We start from the raw sequence: 18978 nt of genomic DNA on the forward strand, positions 1-18978 counted from the left end.
GCGAGCCTCGACCCATGACGAGCTACCCCTTGCGCAGTATTGCCGCCCACGAGTTCGAGACCTGGGCCCGCATGATCACCACCACCTACGGGCAGGACTGGCGCGACGGCGCGCTGCGCAGCGCGCAGACCTCGATCGAGCCGGAACGCACCACCGCCGCGTTCGACGGCGAGCAACTGGTCGGCGGAATGTCCATCTACGGGCGCTCCCTCACGGTTCCCGGTGGGTACGTGCCGGTCGCCGGCGTGACGCTGGTCGCGGTGCTGCCCACGCACCGCCGGCGCGGGCTGCTCACCGCGATGATGCGCCGCCAGTTCACCCAGCTGCACGAGTCCGGGGGCGAGCCGGTCGCCGCGCTCAACGCGGCCGAGGCCACCATCTACGGCCGGTTCGGGTACGGGATCGCGAGCCACCTGGCGCTCCTCGAGGGCGACACCCGGTTCCTGACGATGCGGCCGGACGTCGAGACCGGCGGCAGCATCCGGCTGCTCGACGCCGAGGCGGCCCGGCCGCTGCTGGAGAAGATCTACGACACGGCGTGCCGGGACACCGCCGGCTGGGTCGACCGCACCGACCGGTACTGGACCGCCCGGCTCTACGACGCCGAGCACGTGCGCGACGGCGGTACCGCGCTGCGCTTCGCCGTGCACACCGACGCGGCGGGCACGGTGGGCGGCTACGTGTTCTACCGCTCCGCCGGCGGCACCGTGCGGGTGGTCGAGCTCGCCGCGACCACCCGCGGCTCGTACGCGGCGCTGTGGCGGTACCTGATCGACCTCGACGGGCACGACCACGTCAGCTACCAGGGGGCCACCGACGAGGTGCTGCCCCACCTGCTGCGCGACCCGCGGGCGGTGCACCGGACCGTGGTCGACAACCTGTGGGTACGGCTGGTCGACGTCGGCCGGGCGCTGACCGCGCGCCGCTATGCGAGCCCGGTCGACGTGGTGTTCCAGGTCGAGGACGAGTTCTGTGGCTGGAACGCGGGCCGCTACCGGCTGCGCGCCGACGGCGACCGGGTCGACTGGGAACCCACGCGGGACCGCGCCGAGCTGCGGCTGTCGGCGACCGAGCTGGGCGCCGCGTACCTCGGCGGCACGACCCTGACGGAACTGGCCGCCGCCGGCCTGGTCGAGGAGCTGCGGCCCGGCGCGGTGGCCACCGCGTCGCGGGCCTTCCGGGCCGACCGGGACCCGTTCCACCCCTCCGGCGGCGCGTTCCCGGCGTTCTGAGCCGGATGCGGGCGGGCCGGCAACCGACCCCGCCCGCCCGCGTCAGCCCTCCGGATAGAACAGGAACAGGGTGCACCCGGTGGTCGTGCCGGGCACGTGCCAGCTTCCCGCCGGCGCGTGCAGGAACGTACCGGCGGGGTGGTCGGTTGCGCCGTCGTGGAAGGTGCCGGCGACCACGTACACCTCCTCCGGGCCGGGTTGGTGCACGTCGCGGTGCGGCCACGAGGTACCGGGCGCCATCTCCAGCACGTGCGCGTGCGCGCCGGTCCGCCCGGTCCACAGGGTGCGCAGCCGGATGCCGGGGAACAGCTCGCGGCCCTCGGCCTCGTCGACGTGCGCGGCGGTGTAGCCCGGCTGGGCCAGGATCTCGGGATGCGATGCCCCTGGCGACGGCTGGGTGCCCGCGGGTGTCGGTTTCGATGGCATGGCCTCACCGTGCCGCCGGCACCCGGTTCACGACAGCGCCCGGCCCGCCAGCCTGGGGTACTTTTCTGCCATGCATCGTGTGGTCGCGCTGGTGCGTCCGGTGCAGTCGACGTTCGAACTGGGCTGCGCGGTCGAGGTGTTCGGCACGCGACGCCCGGGCGTGCCGGCGCACTACGAGTTCGCCGTGTGCACGCCGCGGCCCGGGCCGGTGCCGACCTCGGCCGGGTACACGATGTCGGTGCCGCACGGCCTGCCGGCGCTGGCGACCGCCGACACGGTGATCATCCCGGGCTGGCTGCCGGTGACCGCGGTGCCGTCGCCGGCGGTACTGGACGCGCTGCGGCAGGCGCACGCCCGCGGCGCCCGGTTGGTGACGATGTGCTCGGGGGTCTTCGCGCTGGCCGCCACCGGCCTGCTGGACGGCCGGTCGGCCACCAGCCATCCCGACCGGGCCGAGCAGCTGCAGCGCCGGTACCCGCGCATCCGGGTCGAGTCGCGGCGCCGCTTCGTCGACCACGGCGACGTGGCCACCAGCGCGGGCGCGGGCGCCGGCCTGGACCTGTTCCTGCATCTCGTCGGCCGCGACCACGGCGCCGGGTACGCCGCCGCGCTCGCCCGGCACATGGTGCTGCCGCCGGGGCAGCCCGAGCCGCCCGTCACCGCCGCGCCGCCGGAGCGGGGCCCGGCCCTCGACGGGGTACTGGACTGGGCCGAGGCGCGGCTGGACGCGGATCTGTCGGTGGCCGACCTGGCCGCCCGGCTGCACGTCTCGACCCGTACGCTGGCGCGCCGGTTCGCCGACGAGCTCGGTACCAGCCCGGGCGCCTGGCTGCTGGCCCGGCGGCTGGCGCGGGCCCGCGACCTGCTGGCCGGTACGGATCTGCCGGTCGAGGCCGTCGCGGCCCGGGTCGGCCTGCGCTCGGCGGTCAACCTGCGCCGGCGGTTCCACGCCCACGTCGGCACCACCCCGGGCGCCTACCGGCAGGCGGCGCGCGGCTGACCCGCGCCGCTCGTTCCGGTTGCACCACCGCCGGCCGAGCCACGCTCGGCTGCACCACGCGCACCGGCCGGGCAACGCTCGTCGAGCCGGTTGCGCGACCGCCGGCCGGTTCAGGCCGGGAAGAACGCGATCCGGGCGTGGTACTCGCCGTGCACGTGCGTGGTGTCGCTGGTGATCCACAACCCGGCGTCGGTGGCGAGGATGCAGAACACGCCGACCCCGCGGTCCTTGCGCGGGTTCCAGGCCAGCGCCCGCCCGTTCGAGGTGGACACCGCGGCGATACCGGGCCGGGACACCGCACCGGGGCCGGCGCTGTTGTTGCCCTTCGGGTTGTCCAGCCACCGCTGGTGCCCGCCGACGTACACCGCGGCGTCGGTGATCGCCGCCGACAGCAACGTGTCGCCACCGGTCCAGTTGACCCAGGCCGGGCTCCCGTCGCCGGCGAGGTCGAACCGGGCGACCGCGTCGCACAGCTTGCCGGCCCGGCCGCCGCCGGTCGCCGCCACCACGAACCAGCCGCCGCCCGGCGCCACCGCGATGCCCCGGACGTAGGTGGGGAAGTGGTCGGAGCACTGTGGCTGGTACCGGGTGGTGGACCACGGGTCGAGCCGGACGTTTCCGGCGCCGAGGTCGGCGACGGCGAGCTGGGCGCGGGCCCGGCCGGCGACCTGGTCGAAGTTGCCGCCGAAGATCAGCGTGCGGTGGTCGGGGGTCACGGCCAGGGCGGTGACCTTGATCGGCGAGCGGGCGCCGCTGGTGGTGTGCCGCGGTACGGCCAGCCGCAGGTTCACGTCGCCGGTGGCGCGGCCGGTGGCCGGGTCGAACGAGGCCAGCGCCGGCCGCGACCTCCGGTCGACGGTCTGGAACGAGCCGCCCGCGATCAACCGGTCACCGGCCAGCACGAGCCGGGCGACCGGCCCGTCGAGCGTCGAAGGCCGGAACCCGGGCCAGGCGGCGCCGGTACCGGCATCCACCCGGGCGAGGTACGGCGCCCGGGCCGACCCGCCGGAGCGGAACGAGCCCGCCACGTACAGCGACCTGCCGTCCGGCGCGGCGGCGAGCGCGGTGACCGGCCCGTCCAGTACCGGCCGGAACCGGGTGTCGATCGCCCCGGTACGGGCGTCGAACGCGAACAGTGACCTGATCCGCCGCACCTGGTTGGAACCGGCGTCTCGTTCGGAGCCGAACGATCCGGCGGCGTACATCAACTCGCCGACCTGGACCACCTGGTACACCGACCCGTCGAGCACGTCGGGCGTCCAGCTCGCCGGATCGTCGGACACCACGCCGCCGCCGGCGGCCGGCCGCCGCGCGCCGTCGGGCGCCGCCCGCGCCGGGGTCGTCAGGGCGGCGGCGCAGGCCGTGACACACAGCCACAGCAGGGCACCGAGCAACCGACCGCGCAGCGCGCTGTTCGTACCGGGCATGCTGACCTCTTCCGGCAGACCACCGAAGCGGGCCCAGCGTAAGGCCGATGTTGCTCTCTGTTGTGCCATCGAAGCCCGACTCGCACGAACCGGTGATATCCGGCGTTTCGTCCGCGAGCCGAGGGAGCGGCGCCCGCCCGCCTCTCAACCGTCCGCGGGTCTGCGGGCGTGGACGCGTTCGATGCTGCCCGCCTTGATGCGCTCGACCGCCACGATCTCGAACCCGGCCGCCTCGACCAGCGGCAGTTGCCGGCGGGTGAAGTACTCGCCGGCACTGCGGATCGTCCAGCGCTCCAGCAGCCACTGGGCGGCGTGGATCGGCGGCCAGGTGCTGGCGACGTGGTCGACCAGCAGCAGCCGCCCGCCCGGTACCAGCACCCGGCGCATCTCGCGGATCGCCGCGGCCGGGTCGGGGATCGAGCACAGCGCCAGCGCGCACGCCACCGTGTCGAACGACGCGTCCGGCAGTGGCAGGTGTTCGGCGTCGCCCTCCCGCAGGTCGGCGTCGAGGCCGAGGTCGGCGGCGCGGCGGCGGGCGATGGCGAGCATGGCCGGGCTCAGCTCCACCCCGGTCAGCGTCACGCCGGCGGGGTAGTACGGCAGGTTGCGGCCGGTGCCGGGGGCGATCTCCAGCACCCGGCCGCGGACCCGTTCGCCCAGCCACTGCCGGTCGCCGCCGAACCAGATCCGTTCGTAGAACGCCATCTGCCGGTCGTAGTGCGCGGCGCCGGAGTCCCACACCCGCCGCTGCCGCGCGGTGGGGTCGTCGCCGTCGGTATCGCTCATCAACAGAGCCTGCCCCTCCTCGGCTGCGGAAAGATCGACGCTACGCCAGCCGGCGAGCCGTCCGGTACACGCCGCGGAACCCGTCAGGACGCCACGGCGATCCCCCGGTACGGGGCGAAACGCGTGACGGCGATGCCGGCGACGCCGGGGGAGCCGCCGGCGGCTGCGCGCAGCCGCGGCGCCGGGGTGCGGGTGGCCGCGCGGTGCGCGGCGGCGGTGGTCCACTCGGCCAGGTTGACCGCCCGGGTGCCGTTGAGGCCGAGGTGGAAGTGCGCCGCGGTCAGCCCGGCGGCGGGCGCTGCCGCCTCGGTACCGGCGGCCGCGAACACGCCGTCGACCCACGTCCGTGGCCGCTGCGGGTCGGTGCCGTCGAACTCGACGGTGACCGTGACCAGGCAACCGGTCGGCGGTGCGGCCGGTGCCCGACCGGTGCTGCGGTACCGGCGGTAGGCGGTGACCCGCCGATGCTCGATGCCGGTCAGCCGCGCCCGGACCGCGCGCAGCCAGCGCTGCCGCTCGCCGCCGACGAACCGGCGGGGTGCGTCCGGATCGGTCCACTGCTGGTAGTGCAGGACCGTGGCGGCGTCCTCGCCGAGCAGGCAGTGGTAGGCGAGCAGCCCGGGAGGTGGCGATGACTCGCGCCAGGCGGCCAGCACGGCGTCGGCGGCGCGCCGTTGGTCACCGCGCCGCACGCCCCACTCGCCGATCAGGACCACGCCCACGCCGGCGCGGGCCAGGTCGGGCACCGAATCCGCGTCGGCCCACATGACCCCTCCAAAATGCCTCTCAATGGCACTTTACCACGAGGAGCGAACGCGCCTGATAGGCTCGACTGCGTGACCGGCCCGGCGCCCTCCCTGCGCGACCGCAAGAAACAGCGCACCCGCGTGCTGCTGCACGAGACGGCGCTGCGGCTGTTCCTGCAGCGCGGCTTCGACGCCGTCACGCTCGACGAGCTGGGCGAGGCGGCCGAGGTGTCCAGGCGCACCTTCTTCCGCTACTTCGCCGCCAAGGACGCGGTGGCGCTGGCCGCCGAGACCGAGCTGTGGGACGCCTACCTGCACCGTCTGGCCGACCGCGAGTGGCGCGGCAGCGTGCTCGCCGCGCTGCGTGACAGCCTCACCGACACCGTCCGCGCGATGGGCGACGAGTGGCTGCGCCGGTTCCTCGCCACCAGGGGGCTGATCGCCCGCACCCCGGCGCTGCGCGCCGCGAGCGACGCGGCGGGCATCCGGACCCAGGACCGCATCGCCGACGTGCTGGACACCGCGCTCGGCGGGGAGCGCGACCTGCGGGTCCGGCTGCTCGCCGAGCTCACGCTGGCCGCCTGGCGCTGCGCGGCCCGCGAATGGGTGCGCGGCGACAAGCGCCCCGCCGGCCGCGCCAAGGTCGACGGCCTGGTCCGGCACCTCGACGACGCGTTCGACGCACTGCCCGCCGCTCTCGGCCTCACCGCACCCGCCCGGGACGCGGCCGGCCCGGCGGCGGCCAGCGCCGGTGCCGCGTCGCGGCGCCGCTGACCGCACGACCCCGCCGGTGGGGTGCGGCGGGCCGCCGGATCGGGGCGAATGCCGTACGATCGCTGCTTCCGGCCGGTGCCGCGGGCCTGGTGGCGTCGGCCCGCCGCCGAAGAAGGAGCAGCGATGGCGACCTTCGGGCAGTCGGACGATCTGCACGGGGCGCGGTTCGTCGAGACCGATCTGCGTGGCGCCCGGTTCGTCGGCGCCAACCTCTCCGGCGCGGTCCTGCGCGGCGTCGATATCCAGAACGCCGAGATCGACGCGCCGTGGCTGTCGGAGGGCGACAGCTTCCTGCGGATCAACGGCGTCGACGTGGTACCGCTGGTCGAGGCCGAGCTGGATCGCCGGTTCCCGGGCCGCGCGCAGCGCCGGGCGGCGGACCCGGCCGGGCTGCAGGCGGCCTGGGCGGTGCTGGAACGCAGCTGGGCCGAGGTGCTGGCGCGGGTGGCGGCGATGCCGCCGGACGCGGTCGACGTGTCGGTCGCCGGCGAGTGGTCGTTCGCGCAGACGCTGCGGCATCTGGTGCCCGCCACCGACACCTGGCTCCGCCGCGGGGTACTGCGGGTCGAGCAGCCGTACCACCCGCTCGGGCTGGCGAACGCCGGCGCCGAGGAGGACGGCCTGGACCTGTCGATCTTCGTCACCGGGACCCCGAGCTACGCCGACGTCCAGGCGGTACGGGCCGACCGGGTGGCGATGGTGCGCGACCACCTCGCCGCGCTCACCCCGGAGCTGCTGGACGAGCCCCGGGCGAACCCGTGGAACGCGCGGTACCCGGAGACCGTCCGGTCCTGCCTGCACGTGATCTTCGAGGAGGAGTGGGAGCACCTGCGCTTCGCCGTGCGGGACCTGGACATCATCTCCTCGCCGGCCGAATGAGCGCGCCGGGCGACACCGGAGCCGACCGAACAGGACGGGGATGGCAGTGACACTGACGATTCGTCCGTTGGACGTCGACACCTGGGACCGGTTCGCCGAGCTGGTCGAGCGCAACAACGGCGTCTACGGCGGCTGCTGGTGCATGGGGTTCCACCCCGAACGCAACCAGCGCGACCTGGACTTCCGCACCGCCAAACAGGAACGGGTACGCACCGACCGGGCGCACGCCGCCCTCGTGCTGGACGCGGACGGCGCCGCGCAGGGCTGGTGCCAGTTCGGCAGCCCCGAGGAACTGTCGAGGATCAAGAACCGGCTGGCGTACGAGAAGGACCCGCCGCCGCGGCCGGACTGGCGCATCACGTGCGTGTTCGTCGACAAGAAGCACCGCGGCCAGGGCATCGCGCGGGCGGCGGTGACCGGTGCGCTGGAGCTGATCGCGGCCGCGGGCGGCGGCGTGGTCGAGGCGATCGCGGAGACCACCGCGGATCGCCGGACAGCGGGCCGGTTCCTGTTCAGCAGCACCGTCGAGCTGCTCGAACAGCTCGGGTTCGCGCGGCTTCGGCAGGTGGGCAAGCACGCCTGGATCGTGCGCCGCGTCGTCGATCCCGCCTGATCGGTACCGGCGAGCCGGATCGGCGTCACCCGGCGACGGTGACGGCGATGCTGTGCCAGCCGGTGGCGCCGCGGGGAAACGGCGTGCGCCTGGTCTGCGGCTGGGTGACGCCGGTGCCGTCGGTGGCCCGGACGGTCAGCTGGTGGTCGCCGGCCGTGGCGCCGTGCCAGTCGAACGACCACTGCCGCCACACGTCGCTGTCCACGGTCCGGGCGAGCCGTGCCGGCCGCCAGGGGCCGTCGTCGACACGTACCTCGACCCTGTCGATGCCCCGGTGCTGCGCCCAGGCCACCCCGGCCACCGGCACGGTGCCCGGCTTGACCTGCCCGAACGGCTTCGGCGTGTCGATCCGGGACGCCGTCCGGACCGGGCCGAGCCGGGACCACTTGCGCCGCACCCAGTACGGGTCGTAGGCGCGGAACGTGGTCAGTTCCAGGTCGACCAGCCACTTGCACGCCGACACGTACCCGTAGAGACCGGGCACCAACATCCGCACCGGGAAGCCGTGCTTGATCGGTAGCGGCTCGCCGTTCATCGCCACGGCGAGCAGCGCGTCCCGGCCGTCCATGACGGTGTGGACCGGGGTGCCGATGGTCATGCCGTCGGCGGAGCGGGACACCAGCTGGTCGGCGCCATGCCGGACGCCCGCCTCGCGCAGCAGATCGGCCAGCCGGGCGCCGATCCAGCGTGCGTTGCCGGCGAGGTGCCCGCCGACCTCGTTGGACACGCACGACAGCGTGATGTCGCGCTCGACCAGTGGCCGCCGCAGCAGCTCCCGGTACGACAGGGTCAGCGGGCGGTCGACCATGCCGTGCACCCGCAGCTGCCAGCTGTCGGCCGGCACCTGCGGCAGCGACAGCGCCGTGTCGACCCGGTAGAAGTCCGCGTTGCTGGTCCGCCACGGGCTGATGCCGGGCACCGACAGCTCGGTACCCGCCGGGATCGGCTTCGCCCGCTCGGCCGGCGCGGGGATCCGGAGCGACGCTCGGGACGACGCCGCGGAGTACCGGCGGTCCTGCACGGTGGTGCCGACCGCGCCGGCGGCGCCGCCGAGTACGGCCAACCCGGCCGCGCCACCGGCCGCCCGCAACACCGATCGCCGGTCGGCACGCGCCGGACCGTCGACGGTACCGGCCGGGCGCGGACGGTACTGCGGCCAGCCGCTCCGCAGCAGGCGGTGCAGGGTCAGGAAGGCGGCGATGCCGGCGAGGGCGGCGAGCAGCGACGGCAGCCCGTCGGCCGGGCCCGCCGCGTTCCCGGTCACCGCGGCGAGCGCGCCGACGACGCCGAACACGGCGACACCGGCGACGCCCAGCCACCGGCGACGCACCCCGACCACGCCCACCGCGACCGCGTATCCGGCGAGTACCAGATAGATGCCGGCCAGCAGCGCGGTCTTGTCCTGCTGGCCGAAGGTGCGGATCGCGAAGTCCTTCAACCACTCCGGCGTCAGCAGGACGAACCGGTTGCCGACCGCGATCACCGGCGCCGACTCGGGTCGCACGAACGCGGCCACCAACCGGCCGACGCCGAGCGCCGCCACCGCACTCACCAGCCCCAGTACCGCACCCAGACCGAGCCGCCGCAACGCCGCCCGCACCCTGCTGCCGCCGGACATGCACCCTCCCGTACGTGTGAAGCACAGACGGGCGGAGGCGCCGAGCCGCCGCCCGCCCGACGACCCCTTTGGGGGTCAGGACATCGCCGGCATGAGCACCGTGTCGACCAGGTACACGGTGGCGTTCGCGGTCTGCACGTTGCCGCACACGACCTTCGCCGGCGTCTTGTTGCCGGGGCCCTTGACGGTGAACGAGTCACCGCTGCCGGACACCGTCACCGACGCGCCGTTGAGCGTCTTGTGGCTGCCGGCCAGCTGCCCCGGGCCGAGCCGTTCACCGACCACGTGCAGCTTCAGGATCGAGACGATCTGCTGGTCGGTCAGCTTGCTCATGGTCGACTTCGGGATCTTCGCGAACGCGTCGTTCACCGGCGCGAACACCGTCAGCTTGGGCGCCCCGTTGAGCGTGTCGACCAGTTTCTCCTTCTTCACCAACGAGACCAGTGTGGACAGCAGCGGGTTGCCGCTCGCCGCGGTCGCCACCGGCACCTTCGCCATCGCGGCGGTGCTGCCCGGGTTCGACGGGTCGGTCGGGATCTTCGAGCATGCGGCACCGAACGGTGTCGCCGCCGGCTTGGCCGACGCCTTGCTCGTCGCCGCGGCCGACGGTGTGCCGGACGAGCCGCTGTCGCCGCCCGAACCGCTGCTCCCGCAGGCCGCCAGCGGCACGGTCAGCGCGGCCGCCAGACCCACCGCCGCCACCAGGTGCTTCCTACCCATGATCGAACCTCGTCTCCGTCGTGTCGTTGCCGTGAGCCGTGCCGTGGTCCCGTGTTGCCGGGAACCAGTCGGCCGAACCAGACGGGGTTCGTGGCGCCGGACCGTCCGGATGGGTCGCACCTTCGCAACGCCGGCGAATCGCCTCCGCGCCGGTACCCGACGCCCACCGGCACCCATCCGAACCCGCCGCGGGACCGAACTCCAGTCGGCAACGAGCGGGAGGTCTGGTGGTACGGCAACGAACTCGGCCCGGTGACGGGCAGCCGGTGCGGCCACCGGCGGACGACGATCCGGTCGGCGCGCTGCTGGTCCGTACCGCGCGCGGCGACGAGCCGGCGTTCGCCGAGCTGTACGAACACGTCGCGCCTCGGGTGTACGGGCTGTGCGTACGGGTGCTGCGCGATCCGGGCCAGGCCGAGGAGGTCAGTCAGGAGGTCCTGTTGGAGCTGTGGCGCCGCGCCGCGCGGTACCAGCCGGATCGCGGCACCGGTCTGGTCTGGGTGCTGACGGTTGCGCATCGACGCGCGGTCGACCGGGTCCGCAGCGCGCAGGCCCGTACCGACCGGGAGGAACGTGCTGCGGCGACCGCCACCCCGCGCGGCGGCGACGAGGTGGCGGAGCAGGTGACGATCCGGATGGAACACCAGCAGGTTCGCCGCTGTCTGCGCGCGCTGACCGAACTCCAGCGCCAGGCGGTCACGCTGGCCTACTACCACGGCCGTACCTACCGGGAGGTGGCGGAGTTGCTCGGCGTGCCGCTGCCGACCATCAAGAGCCGGATGCGCGATGCGCTGATCCGGCTCCGCGACTGCCTGGCGGTGGCCCGATGAACCGCGGGTACCCGTTCCGGCGGCACAGCGCCGACGTGCACACCCTGATCGGCCCGTACGTGCTGGACGCGGTCACCGGGCCGGAACGCCACGCGGTGGAGCGGCACCGGGTGCACTGCCCGAGCTGCGACGCCGAGATCGCCGAGCTGACCGCCACCGCCGCCCGGCTGGCCGACTCGACCATCCGTACCCCGCCGGAGGCGTTGCGGCAGCGGGTGCTCGCCGAGGCGCGTCGGACCAGGCAGGACCCGCCGTCCGCGCACGCCGACGCGGTTCGCCGGATCGGCTGGCACGGCTGGGATGCGGTCGCCGCGGTGCTGCTGCTGGTGGTGTTCGCGGTGCTGGTGACCTACGGCGTGCAGCAGACCAGGGTGGACCGGGCGCGGCAGCAGAACGCGGTCGCGCAGAGCCGGCAGCAGGACGTCGCCGCGGTGCTCGCCGCACCCGACGCCGAGCTGGTACCGACGACGCTGCCGGACGGTGCGCGCGGTCGGTTGGTGGTGTCCCGCTCCGACGACCGCGCCGTCGTCACGCTGACCGGGCTGCCGGCACTGTCCGGCCGGCACACGTACCAGCTGTGGCTGGTGTCCGGTGCCGGGCACCCGGCCTCGGTCGGGGTGCTCGACGTCGGCACCCGGTCGACCACCCGGGTGGTGTCCGGGATCGCGGCTGCCGAGGCGTTCGCCGTCTCCACCGAACCCGCCGGCGGATCCACCCGGCCGACCAACATCTGGGCGTCCGTCCCGCTCACCGGCTGAACCGGTGTGGTGAGGAAACCTTCCTGTCCGGCGAGCTGCGTCGCTGACCCGTAGGTATTCGGAGCGAAGCAGACGCCGGATGGGTGCCCGGCCCGGATGTCGAGCCGAAAGGATGGCCGCCGGTCGATGTCGGCGCGCGGCATCCGCCGGCTGCCTAGCGTCGGCCCTGTCGCCCGGCAACGGGGCCGGGCAACGGATCAGGAGGCGACCATGTGGGGCTCCATCGTGATCATCATCGGCGGCTGGTGCCACGGCTGGCACGGCTGGTGGTGAACACCGCACCAGGATCGACTGACACGGATGCATCGGCGCCGCACCGTCTGGTGCGGCGCCGAGCCGTGCCGCCACCCGTTCGGTGCCGCCGGCCGGTACGTGTCGGCGGTCGGACCGGACGGTACCGGCGACGCCGGACTCCCGTTGTCGACGGGGATCGCGGTATGCGCCGCGGATCCGGCCCAACCGCACCGCGGCCGGCACCGAACCCCTGGGGTACGGCAGCGAGGTCGCCCACGCGACCGCCGTCGCGGCCCGGCCCCGAACACGAGACCGGTTTTCGAGGAGGGAACATCATGCGCAAGGTCAAGGCTTGTCTGCTGCTCGCGCCCGTGGCGGCGTTCTCGATGCCGTTTGTGGCGTCGACCGCGGCCTCGGCGGCACCGGCGACGAACTACTCGGCGACGCTGAATCCGCTCAACCATGCCAGCGGTTCGGGCATGTTGAGCCTGACGATGAACGGGAACAAGGCCACCGTCACCGAACACGTGTCGGGGCTGGCGGCCACGTTCATGAACGGCCCGTACCCGCACGTGCAGCACATCCACATCGGCGCGCAGGGCAAGTGCCCGACGGCGGCGGCCGACAAGAACGGTGACGGCGTCGTGGACACCGCCGAGGGGCAGCCGTCGTACGGCGCGATCGGCACCACGCTGTCGACCAAGGGCGACACCAGCCCCAAGGCCGGTACCGACGTCAAGATCGCGCCCGGCGGCGGCAGCTTCGACTACAGCCGTACCATCACCCTGGACGCCAAGACGATGTCCTCGGTGCAGGCGGGGACGGCGGTGATCGTGGTGCACGGGCTGGACCCGACCACGCTGAGCAAGAAGGCGCAGGGGGAGAAGAGCAACCTGGTGCCGTCGCTGCCGCTGGCGGCGACCTCACCGGCCCTGTGCGGTCCGTTGACCAGCATGCCGGCCGGTGGCGCCGCGACCGGCGGCGGCTCCACCTCCGGCGTCGAGGACGTCTGGATGTTCGTGGCCGGTGGCGCCGCGCTGACCGCGGCCGGCGCCGCGCTGGTGCTGCGGCGGCTGGCGACCAGTACGCACTGATGGCCCTCCGCGCCTCGACGGGTCGACGCCTGCGCCGGGTGGCGCTGGCGTCGGCCGTCGTGCTGGCCTTCGGTGGCGGCTCGGCGATCGCCCTGGCCGCCACCGAGCAGTCCCGCCCGCCCCGACCTCCCGCGGCGGGGACCACACCCGCGGTCGCGCGGTCGCGGGCGGGCGCCGGCCCACCGGCGGCGGCCGACACCACCAGTCCCGCACCGCGGTCGCCGTCGGTGGCGCCCACACCGGTCAGCTATCCCGCCTCGACACCCACCCACCTGGGGATCCGGAAGATCGGCGTGGACGCGCCGCTGCGGCAGGTCGGCCGGGACGCGCACGGCGCGATCGGCGTGCCGCAACCCGGCCCGCACTACGACGACCCCGCCTGGTACCGGTACTCGCCGACCCCCGGTCAGATCGGGCCGGCGGTGATCGTCGGCCACATCGACTCCGCCTCCGACGGCCCCTCGGTGTTCTTCCGGCTCGGTGCGCTGCGCCGCGGCGACACGATCTCGGTACGACGTGCCGACGGCCGCCGTGTTACGTTCGGCGTGGACCGGGTCGCCGAGTACCCGAAGGACCGGTTTCCGACCGCGACGGTGTACGGCGCGACCCGTACCGCCCAGCTGCGGCTGATCACCTGCGGCGGCTCCTTCGACCGGCAGGCCCGAAGCTACCGCGACAACATCGTGGTGTACGCCTCGTTGCGCGGCGATGGGCCCTAGCATCGCCTGGTGCGGTACCAGGAGCGGTGCCGCGGCGGGGAGGTCCGGTGGAACACAGGCGCGACAGCCCGGCCGGCCGGTCGCCGGGGCCGGGCGACGGGATCGGCACGCTGCTGGTGCGCACCGCCCGCGGCGACGAGAGCGCCTTCACCGAGCTGTACGACGCGGTCGCCGCCCGGGTGTACGGGCTGTGCCTGCGGTTGGTCCGCGATCCGGCCCAGGCCGAGGAGGTCAGCCAGGAGGTGCTGCTGGAGGTCTGGCGCACCGCGGCCCGCTACCGGCCGGAGCACGGCTCCGGGCTGGTCTTCGTCCTCACCGTCACCCACCGCCGGGCGGTCGACCGGGTACGCAGCGCCCAGGCCCGGCGCGACCGCGAGCACCGCGCCGGTACGGCGGCCGGCGGCGACACGGTCGACGACGTGGTCGACACGGTGACCGCGCGACTGGAGTACCAGCAGGTGCGCCGGTGCCTGCGTACCCTCACCGCGTTGCAGCGGCAGGCGATCGAGCTTGCCTACTACGGTGGCCGCACCTACCGTGAGGTCGCCGAGACGCTCGACGTCGCGTTGCCGACGGTCAAGAGCCGGATGCGCGACGCGCTGATCCGGCTGCGGGACTGCCTGGAGGTGAGCCGACGATGACCGACCACCGGCCTCCCGGCTCGGACGACCAGGTGCACACCCTGATCGGCCCGTACGTCCTGGACGCGCTCGACGAAGCCGAACGGGCCGCGGTCACGGCGCATCTCGCGCACTGCCCGAGCTGTGCGGCGGAGGTCGCCGAACTGCGCGCCACCGCGGTCCGGCTGGCCGACCCGACCACGGCCGATCCACCCGCGAGGTTGCGGGACGCCGTGCTGGCCGAGGCGCGCCGGACCCGGCAGGAACCGCCGCAGCTCCGCGACCGGCGGCCCGGCACACACCGGTGGCGGCGCTGGGTCGGCGCGGCGGCGGCCGCGGTGGTGTTGGTGGTCGCCGCGGTCGTCGTCACCTCCGTGGTGCAGCAGCGTCGGATCGACGCGGCCAGGCACACGGCGGCGGTCGCGGCGGCTCGGCAGCGGCGCATCGACGCGGTCCTGTCCGCGCCCGACGCCACCGTCGTACCGGCGACGCTGCCCGGCGGCGCGCGCGGCCGGCTGGTGCTGTCCCGGCAGCGCGATCTGGGCGTGGTGACCCTCTCCGGGCTGCCGCGGCTGTCCGGCCGGCACACCTACCAGCTGTGGCTGGTCGTCGCCGGCACCCCGCACAACGCCGGCGCGCTGCCGGTCGGTACCGCAGGGGCCAGCCGGGTGCTGACCGGGGTGCGATCCGCCGCCGCGTTCGCCCTCTCCACCGAACCGGCCGGCGGTTCGCCGCGGCCCACCCACCTGTGGGCGACGGTACCGCTGCGCCGCTGACGGCGTCTCGTTGGTGCGGCGTCGACGCCGCTGGCCCGCCCGTTCGTCACCCGTACGGCGGTGGGCACCCATCCGTTGCCGGGCGCCGGATCGAACCCCTGTCGTACCGCGTTTCGTTGGGAGGACGGCGATGCACTCCACCACCGAACGGGCCGCGCCGCCGCGGCCGCGTCCCGCGCCGGACCGACTGCTCGCCGGCGTACCCGTGCGCTCCCGGTGGCGGCTGCCCGCCGCGGTGGGCGCCGCCGCGATGACCGTCGCGCACGTCCCGGTACTCGAGGAGCACCTGGCGACCGCGCCGCTGGTCGGGGTCGGCTTCGCGCTGCTGTCCGTCGTGGGGATCGTGCTCGCCGCGCTGCTGCTGTCTGCCGACACCGCACGGGTCTGGGCCGCGGCCGGACTCGTCGCGGCGCTGGCGATCGCCGGCTACCTGCTGAGCCGGTCGGTCGGGCTGCCGACCATCCGGGACGACGTCGGCCACTGGGCCGATCCGCTCGGCATCCTCGCGCTGGCCGGCGAGGGGCTGCTGCTGCTCACCGCGCTGCTGTCGGTACCGGCGGCGACCCGCGCGGCCCGCCGCCGGACCGACTGAGCACCGCGCGAACGTCCGTCCTCGGACTCCAGCTCCCGGCAGGACCGCTCAGGCCGGTTTGCGGGCGCGGACGATGGCGGCGTGCATCCCGTCGGCCGCCTGCTGGGTCGGGGTGATCTCGATGTCGGTGAAGCCCGCCGCGGCCAGGCCGTCGTGGTACTCGGTGACCGACAGCGCGCCGGCGATGCAGCCGACCCACTGGCCTCGTTCGGCGCGTTCGGCCGGGCTGAGCCGGTCCTCGGCGACCACGTCGGAGACGCCGATCCGGCCGCCGGGCCGCAGCACCCGGAACGCCTCGGCCAGCACCGCCGGCTTGTCGGTGGACAGGTTGATCACGCAGTTGGAGATGATCACGTCCACCGCCGCGTCCGGCAGCGGGATGTTCTCGATCTCGCCCTGGAGGAACTCCACGTTCGTGGCGCCGGCCCTGGCCGCGTTGCTGCGCGCCAGCGCCAGCATGTCGTCGGTCATGTCCAGCCCGTACGCCCGGCCGGTCGGGCCGACCCGCTTCGCCGACAGCAGCACGTCGATGCCACCGCCGGAGCCGAGGTCGAGTACCGTCTCGCCCGCGTCCAGCTCGGCGACGGCGAGCGGGTTGCCGCAGCCCAGCGAGGCGGTCACCGCGTCGGCGGGCAGCTGGTCCCGGTCGGCCTGGTCGTACCGGCCGGCGCCGAACGGGTCGGCCTCGCCGGTACCGCACGAGCCGCCGCCACAACAGTCGGCGTTGGCGTCGATGGTGGCCAGTACGGTCGCGTTGTCGGCCGGTCCGCAACGGCCCGCGGCCGGTGCCGCCGCCGTGATCCGGCGGGCGGCCTCGGCGTAACGGGCCCGTACCTCGTCGCGCAGCGCGTTTCCGGTGCTCTGGTCCTGGGTCATGGTGGATCCCTTCGTGGCGCGGGTCAGCGGGGTCCGCCGAGGACCGAGACGGCGTGGGTGTGGGCGCGGTCGAGCCGGGTGTGTGCCTGGCAGGTGCTGTCGCAGGCGCAGCCGCAGGCCTCGTCGACGCGGAGCGGAGCATGGCGGCGACGGCGGAGACGGATCATGACGACCCTCCCTGGATTGATGAACGTCTAAGCAGAGCTTGCACCCTGATTCGTCATCCGTCAAGATAGAAGCATGTCGAAACAGCTCCCGGTCCCGGCCGGTACCGAGGACTCCGGTTGCTGCCCGCCGCTCGCCCAGGAGTCGATCCCGGCCAGTGACGCGGCCGCCGCCGCGGGGTTCAAGGCGCTCGGCGACCCGATCCGGCTGCAGTTGCTCTCGCTGATCGCCTCGCACGCCGGCGGCGAGGTCTGCGTGTGCGAGTTGACGCCGCGGTTCGAGGTGAGCGGCCCGACGATCTCGCACCACCTGAAGGTGTTGCGCCAGGCCGGCCTGATCGACTGCGAACGCCGCGGCACCTGGGTCTACTACTGGATCGTCCCGGCGATGCTCGCCCGCCTGGCCGACCTGCTGTCGGCCCCGGCCGCGGCGAGCGTCTGACCGCTGCTGCGGTAGGCGCGCTGCGGCGGTGCCCATCGCGCGCGGCCGTGCTCATCGGGCGCGCCGTTTCGTCGGCCGTAGCGGGGCCGAGTTCGTTGCGGTGATCCGGCGTTCGGCTACTCGCTGGCGATGCGGAGGGCGAGGGTGGGGCACGCGCGGACCGCGGCGCGGGCGGCGGCCAGCAGCTCCGGCGGTACCGGGCCGGTCGGCAGGATCGGATAGCCCCACTCGTCCAGCGTCACGTGGCCGGGCAGCAACTCGGCGCACAGCCCGTGCGCCTGGCAGCCGATCGGGTCCACCCGCAGCGCGGGGCCGGTGGGTACGCGGGCCTTCCGCGGGCGGTCCGGCCGTGCGGGGTTCGGCGGAACGCGGTCGTTCAGCGCCATGCCCGCTCCAGCATCGTCGGCGCCGGGATCGGGAGTACCGGCGGCTGCGGTGGGCAGGGGTGCCCGCGGTGGTGCGCGCGAACGTCGTCGGCGAACACCCGCAGCATCGAGCGCGCGAGCCGTACCGCGCCGGTCGGGTGGGCGCAGGCGCCGCGGCCGGTGACCTGGCCGAGCCGGCGGGTCAGCCGGCCCGCGAGGGCGTCGTCGGCCCGGCCGGCCGCGAGCCGCGCCACGTCGTCGGCGATCGCCGGCAGTCCGAACGTGCACGGCCCGCACTGGCCGGCCGACTCGGCGGCGAGGAAGACCAGTACCCGGGCGGTCTCGACGAGGCCACATGCCGTGGCGGGCACGGCGATCAGGGCCCCGGCGCCGATCGTGCTGCCCTCCCGCCCGGCCGGGTCGTGGCTCAGTGGCAGCCCCGGATCGCGTACCCAGGTGCCGCCGTAGCCGCCGACCAGGGTGGCGCCGACCGGTACCGTCGGGCCGCCGGCGGCGCCGATCGCGGTGGCGAGCGGTGCACCGAGCTCGATCTCGTACACCCCGGGTCGGGCCACGCAGCCGCTGACGGTGACCAGTGCGGTGCCGGGATCGGTGCGGGTGCCGACCGAGCGGTACCACTCCGGCCCGTACCGGACCGCGAGTGCCAGCTGCGCCAGCGTCTCCGCGTTGTCGATCAGCGTCGGCCGGCCGCGCACGCCACGCTGTTCGGGCCGCGGCGGTCGTGCGGTCGGGCGCGCCTCGCCGTCGGTCAGGAACCGGGCCAGCGCCGACGCCTCGCTCGCCACGTACCGTCGGGGCACCTCGGCCAGCTGCCAGTCGACGCCGTCGCCGCGCCGCTGCGACAGTGCCGCGTTCAGGTGCGCCGCCACGGGATCACCGCGGTGCAGGCAGATCACGACGGTCCGGGCGCGCAGGGCGCGGGCGGCGACGAGCGCGCCGTCGAGTACCAGGTGGGGCGCGTGCCGCAACAACACCGCGTCCTTGCGGCTGGCCGGTTCGGACTCGCAGGCGTTGACCACCACGATCGGTCGGCGCCCGCCGGCCGCGACGGCGGCGAGCTTGCGCGCCGTCGGGAAGCCGGACCCGCCGCGGCCGCGCAGCCCGGCCGCCTCCACCAGTGCCACCAGCTCCCGCGCGTCCCGGATCCGCGGTACCGCACCGTGCCGGGCCCGGTGGGCGGCCAGCTCGGCCGGCGCACCGCCCGCCGGGAGCAGTCGCGCCGGGTCGGCGATCGGCCCGGTCCGGGTCATCGTGGCCTCCTGCCGC

General features: G+C 74.6%; 22 protein-coding genes. 13 read left to right on the forward strand and 9 right to left on the reverse strand.

What is annotated here, in order from left to right; genetic code table 11:
• The first annotated feature begins 14 nt into the window (after window positions 1-14).
• Window positions 15-1232: a GNAT family N-acetyltransferase gene (locus NUM_RS15930; RefSeq protein ID WP_207125616.1), complete on the forward strand. Its 1218-nt coding sequence runs from the start codon at window positions 15-17 to the stop codon at window positions 1230-1232.
• Between the two features lie 42 nt (window positions 1233-1274).
• On the opposite strand, the gene NUM_RS15935 is transcribed toward NUM_RS15930, so the two are convergent.
• Window positions 1275-1658: a cupin domain-containing protein gene (locus tag NUM_RS15935; RefSeq protein WP_207125617.1), complete on the reverse strand. Its 384-nt coding sequence runs from the start codon at window positions 1656-1658 to the stop codon at window positions 1275-1277.
• A gap of 70 nt (window positions 1659-1728) precedes the next feature.
• Between NUM_RS15935 and NUM_RS15940 the strand changes: the two genes are divergently transcribed.
• The gene (locus NUM_RS15940; protein WP_225918611.1) at window positions 1729-2658 is read left to right on the forward strand and encodes a GlxA family transcriptional regulator; all 930 of its coding nucleotides are present in this window, start codon (window positions 1729-1731) and stop codon (window positions 2656-2658) included.
• Window positions 2659-2768: 110 nt separating this feature from the next.
• On the opposite strand, the gene NUM_RS15945 is transcribed toward NUM_RS15940, so the two are convergent.
• The 3 genes from NUM_RS15945 to NUM_RS15955 all read right to left on the reverse strand — a co-directional run bounded on the left by NUM_RS15945 (window position 2769) and on the right by NUM_RS15955 (window position 5638).
• Window positions 2769-4085, reverse strand: coding sequence for a Kelch repeat-containing protein (locus NUM_RS15945; protein WP_207125618.1), 1317 nt, complete (start codon window positions 4083-4085; stop codon window positions 2769-2771).
• A 144-nt stretch (window positions 4086-4229) separates the two neighbouring features.
• The gene (locus tag NUM_RS15950; protein ID WP_207125619.1) at window positions 4230-4871 is read right to left on the reverse strand and encodes a class I SAM-dependent methyltransferase; all 642 of its coding nucleotides are present in this window, start codon (window positions 4869-4871) and stop codon (window positions 4230-4232) included.
• 83 nt (window positions 4872-4954) lie between these two features.
• Window positions 4955-5638: an antibiotic biosynthesis monooxygenase gene (locus NUM_RS15955; RefSeq protein WP_207125620.1), complete on the reverse strand. Its 684-nt coding sequence runs from the start codon at window positions 5636-5638 to the stop codon at window positions 4955-4957.
• A gap of 69 nt (window positions 5639-5707) precedes the next feature.
• Here NUM_RS15955 and NUM_RS15960 point away from each other — a divergent pair, with 69 nt between their 5' ends.
• The 3 genes from NUM_RS15960 to NUM_RS15970 all read left to right on the forward strand — a co-directional run bounded on the left by NUM_RS15960 (window position 5708) and on the right by NUM_RS15970 (window position 7883).
• Complete coding sequence (locus NUM_RS15960) at window positions 5708-6391, forward strand: TetR family transcriptional regulator (protein ID WP_225918612.1); 684 nt, start codon at window positions 5708-5710, stop codon at window positions 6389-6391.
• 123 nt (window positions 6392-6514) lie between these two features.
• A complete protein-coding gene (locus NUM_RS15965) occupies window positions 6515-7270 on the forward strand; it encodes a DinB family protein (protein ID WP_207125622.1) in 756 nt (251 codons plus the stop codon).
• A gap of 40 nt (window positions 7271-7310) precedes the next feature.
• On the forward strand, window positions 7311-7883 hold the full coding sequence (locus NUM_RS15970; RefSeq protein ID WP_207125623.1) for a GNAT family N-acetyltransferase: 573 nt from the start codon (window positions 7311-7313) through the stop codon (window positions 7881-7883).
• A gap of 25 nt (window positions 7884-7908) precedes the next feature.
• Here the strand turns inward: NUM_RS15970 and NUM_RS15975 are convergent, their stop codons facing one another.
• Entirely contained in the window at window positions 7909-9501 is a 1593-nt protein-coding gene (locus NUM_RS15975; RefSeq protein WP_207125624.1) for a molybdopterin-dependent oxidoreductase, read from the reverse strand.
• 75 nt (window positions 9502-9576) lie between these two features.
• Window positions 9577-10221, reverse strand: coding sequence for a fasciclin domain-containing protein (locus tag NUM_RS15980; RefSeq protein ID WP_207125625.1), 645 nt, complete (start codon window positions 10219-10221; stop codon window positions 9577-9579).
• 227 nt (window positions 10222-10448) lie between these two features.
• Between NUM_RS15980 and sigK (NUM_RS15985) the strand changes: the two genes are divergently transcribed.
• From sigK (NUM_RS15985) to NUM_RS16015, 7 genes are all read left to right on the forward strand, one after another.
• A complete protein-coding gene (gene sigK / locus NUM_RS15985; RefSeq protein WP_370467001.1) occupies window positions 10449-11051 on the forward strand; it encodes an ECF RNA polymerase sigma factor SigK in 603 nt (200 codons plus the stop codon).
• A complete protein-coding gene (locus NUM_RS15990; RefSeq protein WP_207125626.1) occupies window positions 11048-11809 on the forward strand; it encodes an anti-sigma factor in 762 nt (253 codons plus the stop codon). Before sigK (NUM_RS15985) ends, NUM_RS15990 begins: the two co-directional genes overlap by 4 nt.
• A gap of 569 nt (window positions 11810-12378) precedes the next feature.
• The gene (locus NUM_RS15995; RefSeq protein WP_207125627.1) at window positions 12379-13137 is read left to right on the forward strand and encodes a hypothetical protein; all 759 of its coding nucleotides are present in this window, start codon (window positions 12379-12381) and stop codon (window positions 13135-13137) included.
• On the forward strand, window positions 13137-13856 hold the full coding sequence (locus NUM_RS16000) for a class F sortase (RefSeq protein ID WP_207125628.1): 720 nt from the start codon (window positions 13137-13139) through the stop codon (window positions 13854-13856). Before NUM_RS15995 ends, NUM_RS16000 begins: the two co-directional genes overlap by 1 nt.
• 47 nt (window positions 13857-13903) lie before the next feature.
• Window positions 13904-14497, forward strand: a complete 594-nt coding sequence (gene sigK / locus NUM_RS16005; RefSeq protein ID WP_308440575.1) for an ECF RNA polymerase sigma factor SigK — start codon at window positions 13904-13906, stop codon at window positions 14495-14497.
• Window positions 14494-15252 carry an anti-sigma factor gene (locus NUM_RS16010; RefSeq protein ID WP_207125629.1) on the forward strand — a complete coding sequence of 253 codons (759 nt, stop codon included), beginning with the start codon at window positions 14494-14496 and terminating at the stop codon, window positions 15250-15252. Before sigK (NUM_RS16005) ends, NUM_RS16010 begins: the two co-directional genes overlap by 4 nt.
• Window positions 15253-15382: 130 nt before the next feature.
• Window positions 15383-15844 carry a hypothetical protein gene (locus NUM_RS16015; protein WP_207125630.1) on the forward strand — a complete coding sequence of 154 codons (462 nt, stop codon included), beginning with the start codon at window positions 15383-15385 and terminating at the stop codon, window positions 15842-15844.
• Window positions 15845-15892: 48 nt separating this feature from the next.
• Here the strand turns inward: NUM_RS16015 and arsM are convergent, their stop codons facing one another.
• A complete protein-coding gene (gene arsM, locus NUM_RS16020) occupies window positions 15893-16720 on the reverse strand; it encodes an arsenite methyltransferase (protein ID WP_207125631.1) in 828 nt (275 codons plus the stop codon).
• A gap of 240 nt (window positions 16721-16960) precedes the next feature.
• On the opposite strand from arsM, the gene NUM_RS16025 reads away from it, so the two are divergent.
• Complete coding sequence (locus NUM_RS16025; protein WP_207125632.1) at window positions 16961-17326, forward strand: ArsR/SmtB family transcription factor; 366 nt, start codon at window positions 16961-16963, stop codon at window positions 17324-17326.
• 116 nt (window positions 17327-17442) lie between these two features.
• On the opposite strand, the gene NUM_RS16030 is transcribed toward NUM_RS16025, so the two are convergent.
• Window positions 17443-17712, reverse strand: coding sequence for a ferredoxin (locus NUM_RS16030; RefSeq protein WP_207125633.1), 270 nt, complete (start codon window positions 17710-17712; stop codon window positions 17443-17445).
• The gene (locus NUM_RS16035; RefSeq protein ID WP_207125634.1) at window positions 17703-18962 is read right to left on the reverse strand and encodes an NADH-ubiquinone oxidoreductase-F iron-sulfur binding region domain-containing protein; all 1260 of its coding nucleotides are present in this window, start codon (window positions 18960-18962) and stop codon (window positions 17703-17705) included. The genes NUM_RS16030 and NUM_RS16035 overlap by 10 nt, the downstream gene beginning before the upstream one ends.
• Between the last annotated feature and the right edge of the window lie 16 nt (window positions 18963-18978).

Source organism: Actinocatenispora comari (genome assembly GCF_017312725.1).
In the GTDB taxonomy this organism is placed as follows: domain Bacteria; phylum Actinomycetota; class Actinomycetes; order Mycobacteriales; family Micromonosporaceae; genus Actinocatenispora; species Actinocatenispora comari.

Bases quoted from the DNA above. Each gene is read 5' to 3' on its own strand.
- NUM_RS15955 (WP_207125620.1), bottom strand. From the start codon at position 5,638: ATGTGGGCCGACGCGGATTCGGTGCCCGACCTGGCCCGCGCCGGCGTG.
- NUM_RS16010 (WP_207125629.1), top strand. From the start codon at position 14,494: ATGACCGACCACCGGCCTCCCGGCTCGGACGACCAGGTGCACACCCTG.
- NUM_RS16015 (WP_207125630.1), top strand. From the start codon at position 15,383: ATGCACTCCACCACCGAACGGGCCGCGCCGCCGCGGCCGCGTCCCGCG.
- NUM_RS15965 (WP_207125622.1), top strand. From the start codon at position 6,515: ATGGCGACCTTCGGGCAGTCGGACGATCTGCACGGGGCGCGGTTCGTC.
- NUM_RS16030 (WP_207125633.1), bottom strand. From the start codon at position 17,712: ATGGCGCTGAACGACCGCGTTCCGCCGAACCCCGCACGGCCGGACCGC.
- NUM_RS15940 (WP_225918611.1), top strand. From the start codon at position 1,729: ATGCATCGTGTGGTCGCGCTGGTGCGTCCGGTGCAGTCGACGTTCGAA.
- NUM_RS15980 (WP_207125625.1), bottom strand. From the start codon at position 10,221: ATGGGTAGGAAGCACCTGGTGGCGGCGGTGGGTCTGGCGGCCGCGCTG.
- NUM_RS16000 (WP_207125628.1), top strand. From the start codon at position 13,137: ATGGCCCTCCGCGCCTCGACGGGTCGACGCCTGCGCCGGGTGGCGCTG.
- NUM_RS15945 (WP_207125618.1), bottom strand. From the start codon at position 4,085: ATGCCCGGTACGAACAGCGCGCTGCGCGGTCGGTTGCTCGGTGCCCTG.
- NUM_RS16025 (WP_207125632.1), top strand. From the start codon at position 16,961: ATGTCGAAACAGCTCCCGGTCCCGGCCGGTACCGAGGACTCCGGTTGC.
- NUM_RS16035 (WP_207125634.1), bottom strand. From the start codon at position 18,962: ATGACCCGGACCGGGCCGATCGCCGACCCGGCGCGACTGCTCCCGGCG.
- NUM_RS15970 (WP_207125623.1), top strand. From the start codon at position 7,311: ATGGCAGTGACACTGACGATTCGTCCGTTGGACGTCGACACCTGGGAC.
- NUM_RS15950 (WP_207125619.1), bottom strand. From the start codon at position 4,871: ATGAGCGATACCGACGGCGACGACCCCACCGCGCGGCAGCGGCGGGTG.
- NUM_RS15990 (WP_207125626.1), top strand. From the start codon at position 11,048: ATGAACCGCGGGTACCCGTTCCGGCGGCACAGCGCCGACGTGCACACC.
- NUM_RS15935 (WP_207125617.1), bottom strand. From the start codon at position 1,658: ATGCCATCGAAACCGACACCCGCGGGCACCCAGCCGTCGCCAGGGGCA.
- NUM_RS15930 (WP_207125616.1), top strand. From the start codon at position 15: ATGACGAGCTACCCCTTGCGCAGTATTGCCGCCCACGAGTTCGAGACC.
- NUM_RS15975 (WP_207125624.1), bottom strand. From the start codon at position 9,501: ATGTCCGGCGGCAGCAGGGTGCGGGCGGCGTTGCGGCGGCTCGGTCTG.
- NUM_RS15995 (WP_207125627.1), top strand. From the start codon at position 12,379: ATGCGCAAGGTCAAGGCTTGTCTGCTGCTCGCGCCCGTGGCGGCGTTC.
- arsM (WP_207125631.1), bottom strand. From the start codon at position 16,720: ATGACCCAGGACCAGAGCACCGGAAACGCGCTGCGCGACGAGGTACGG.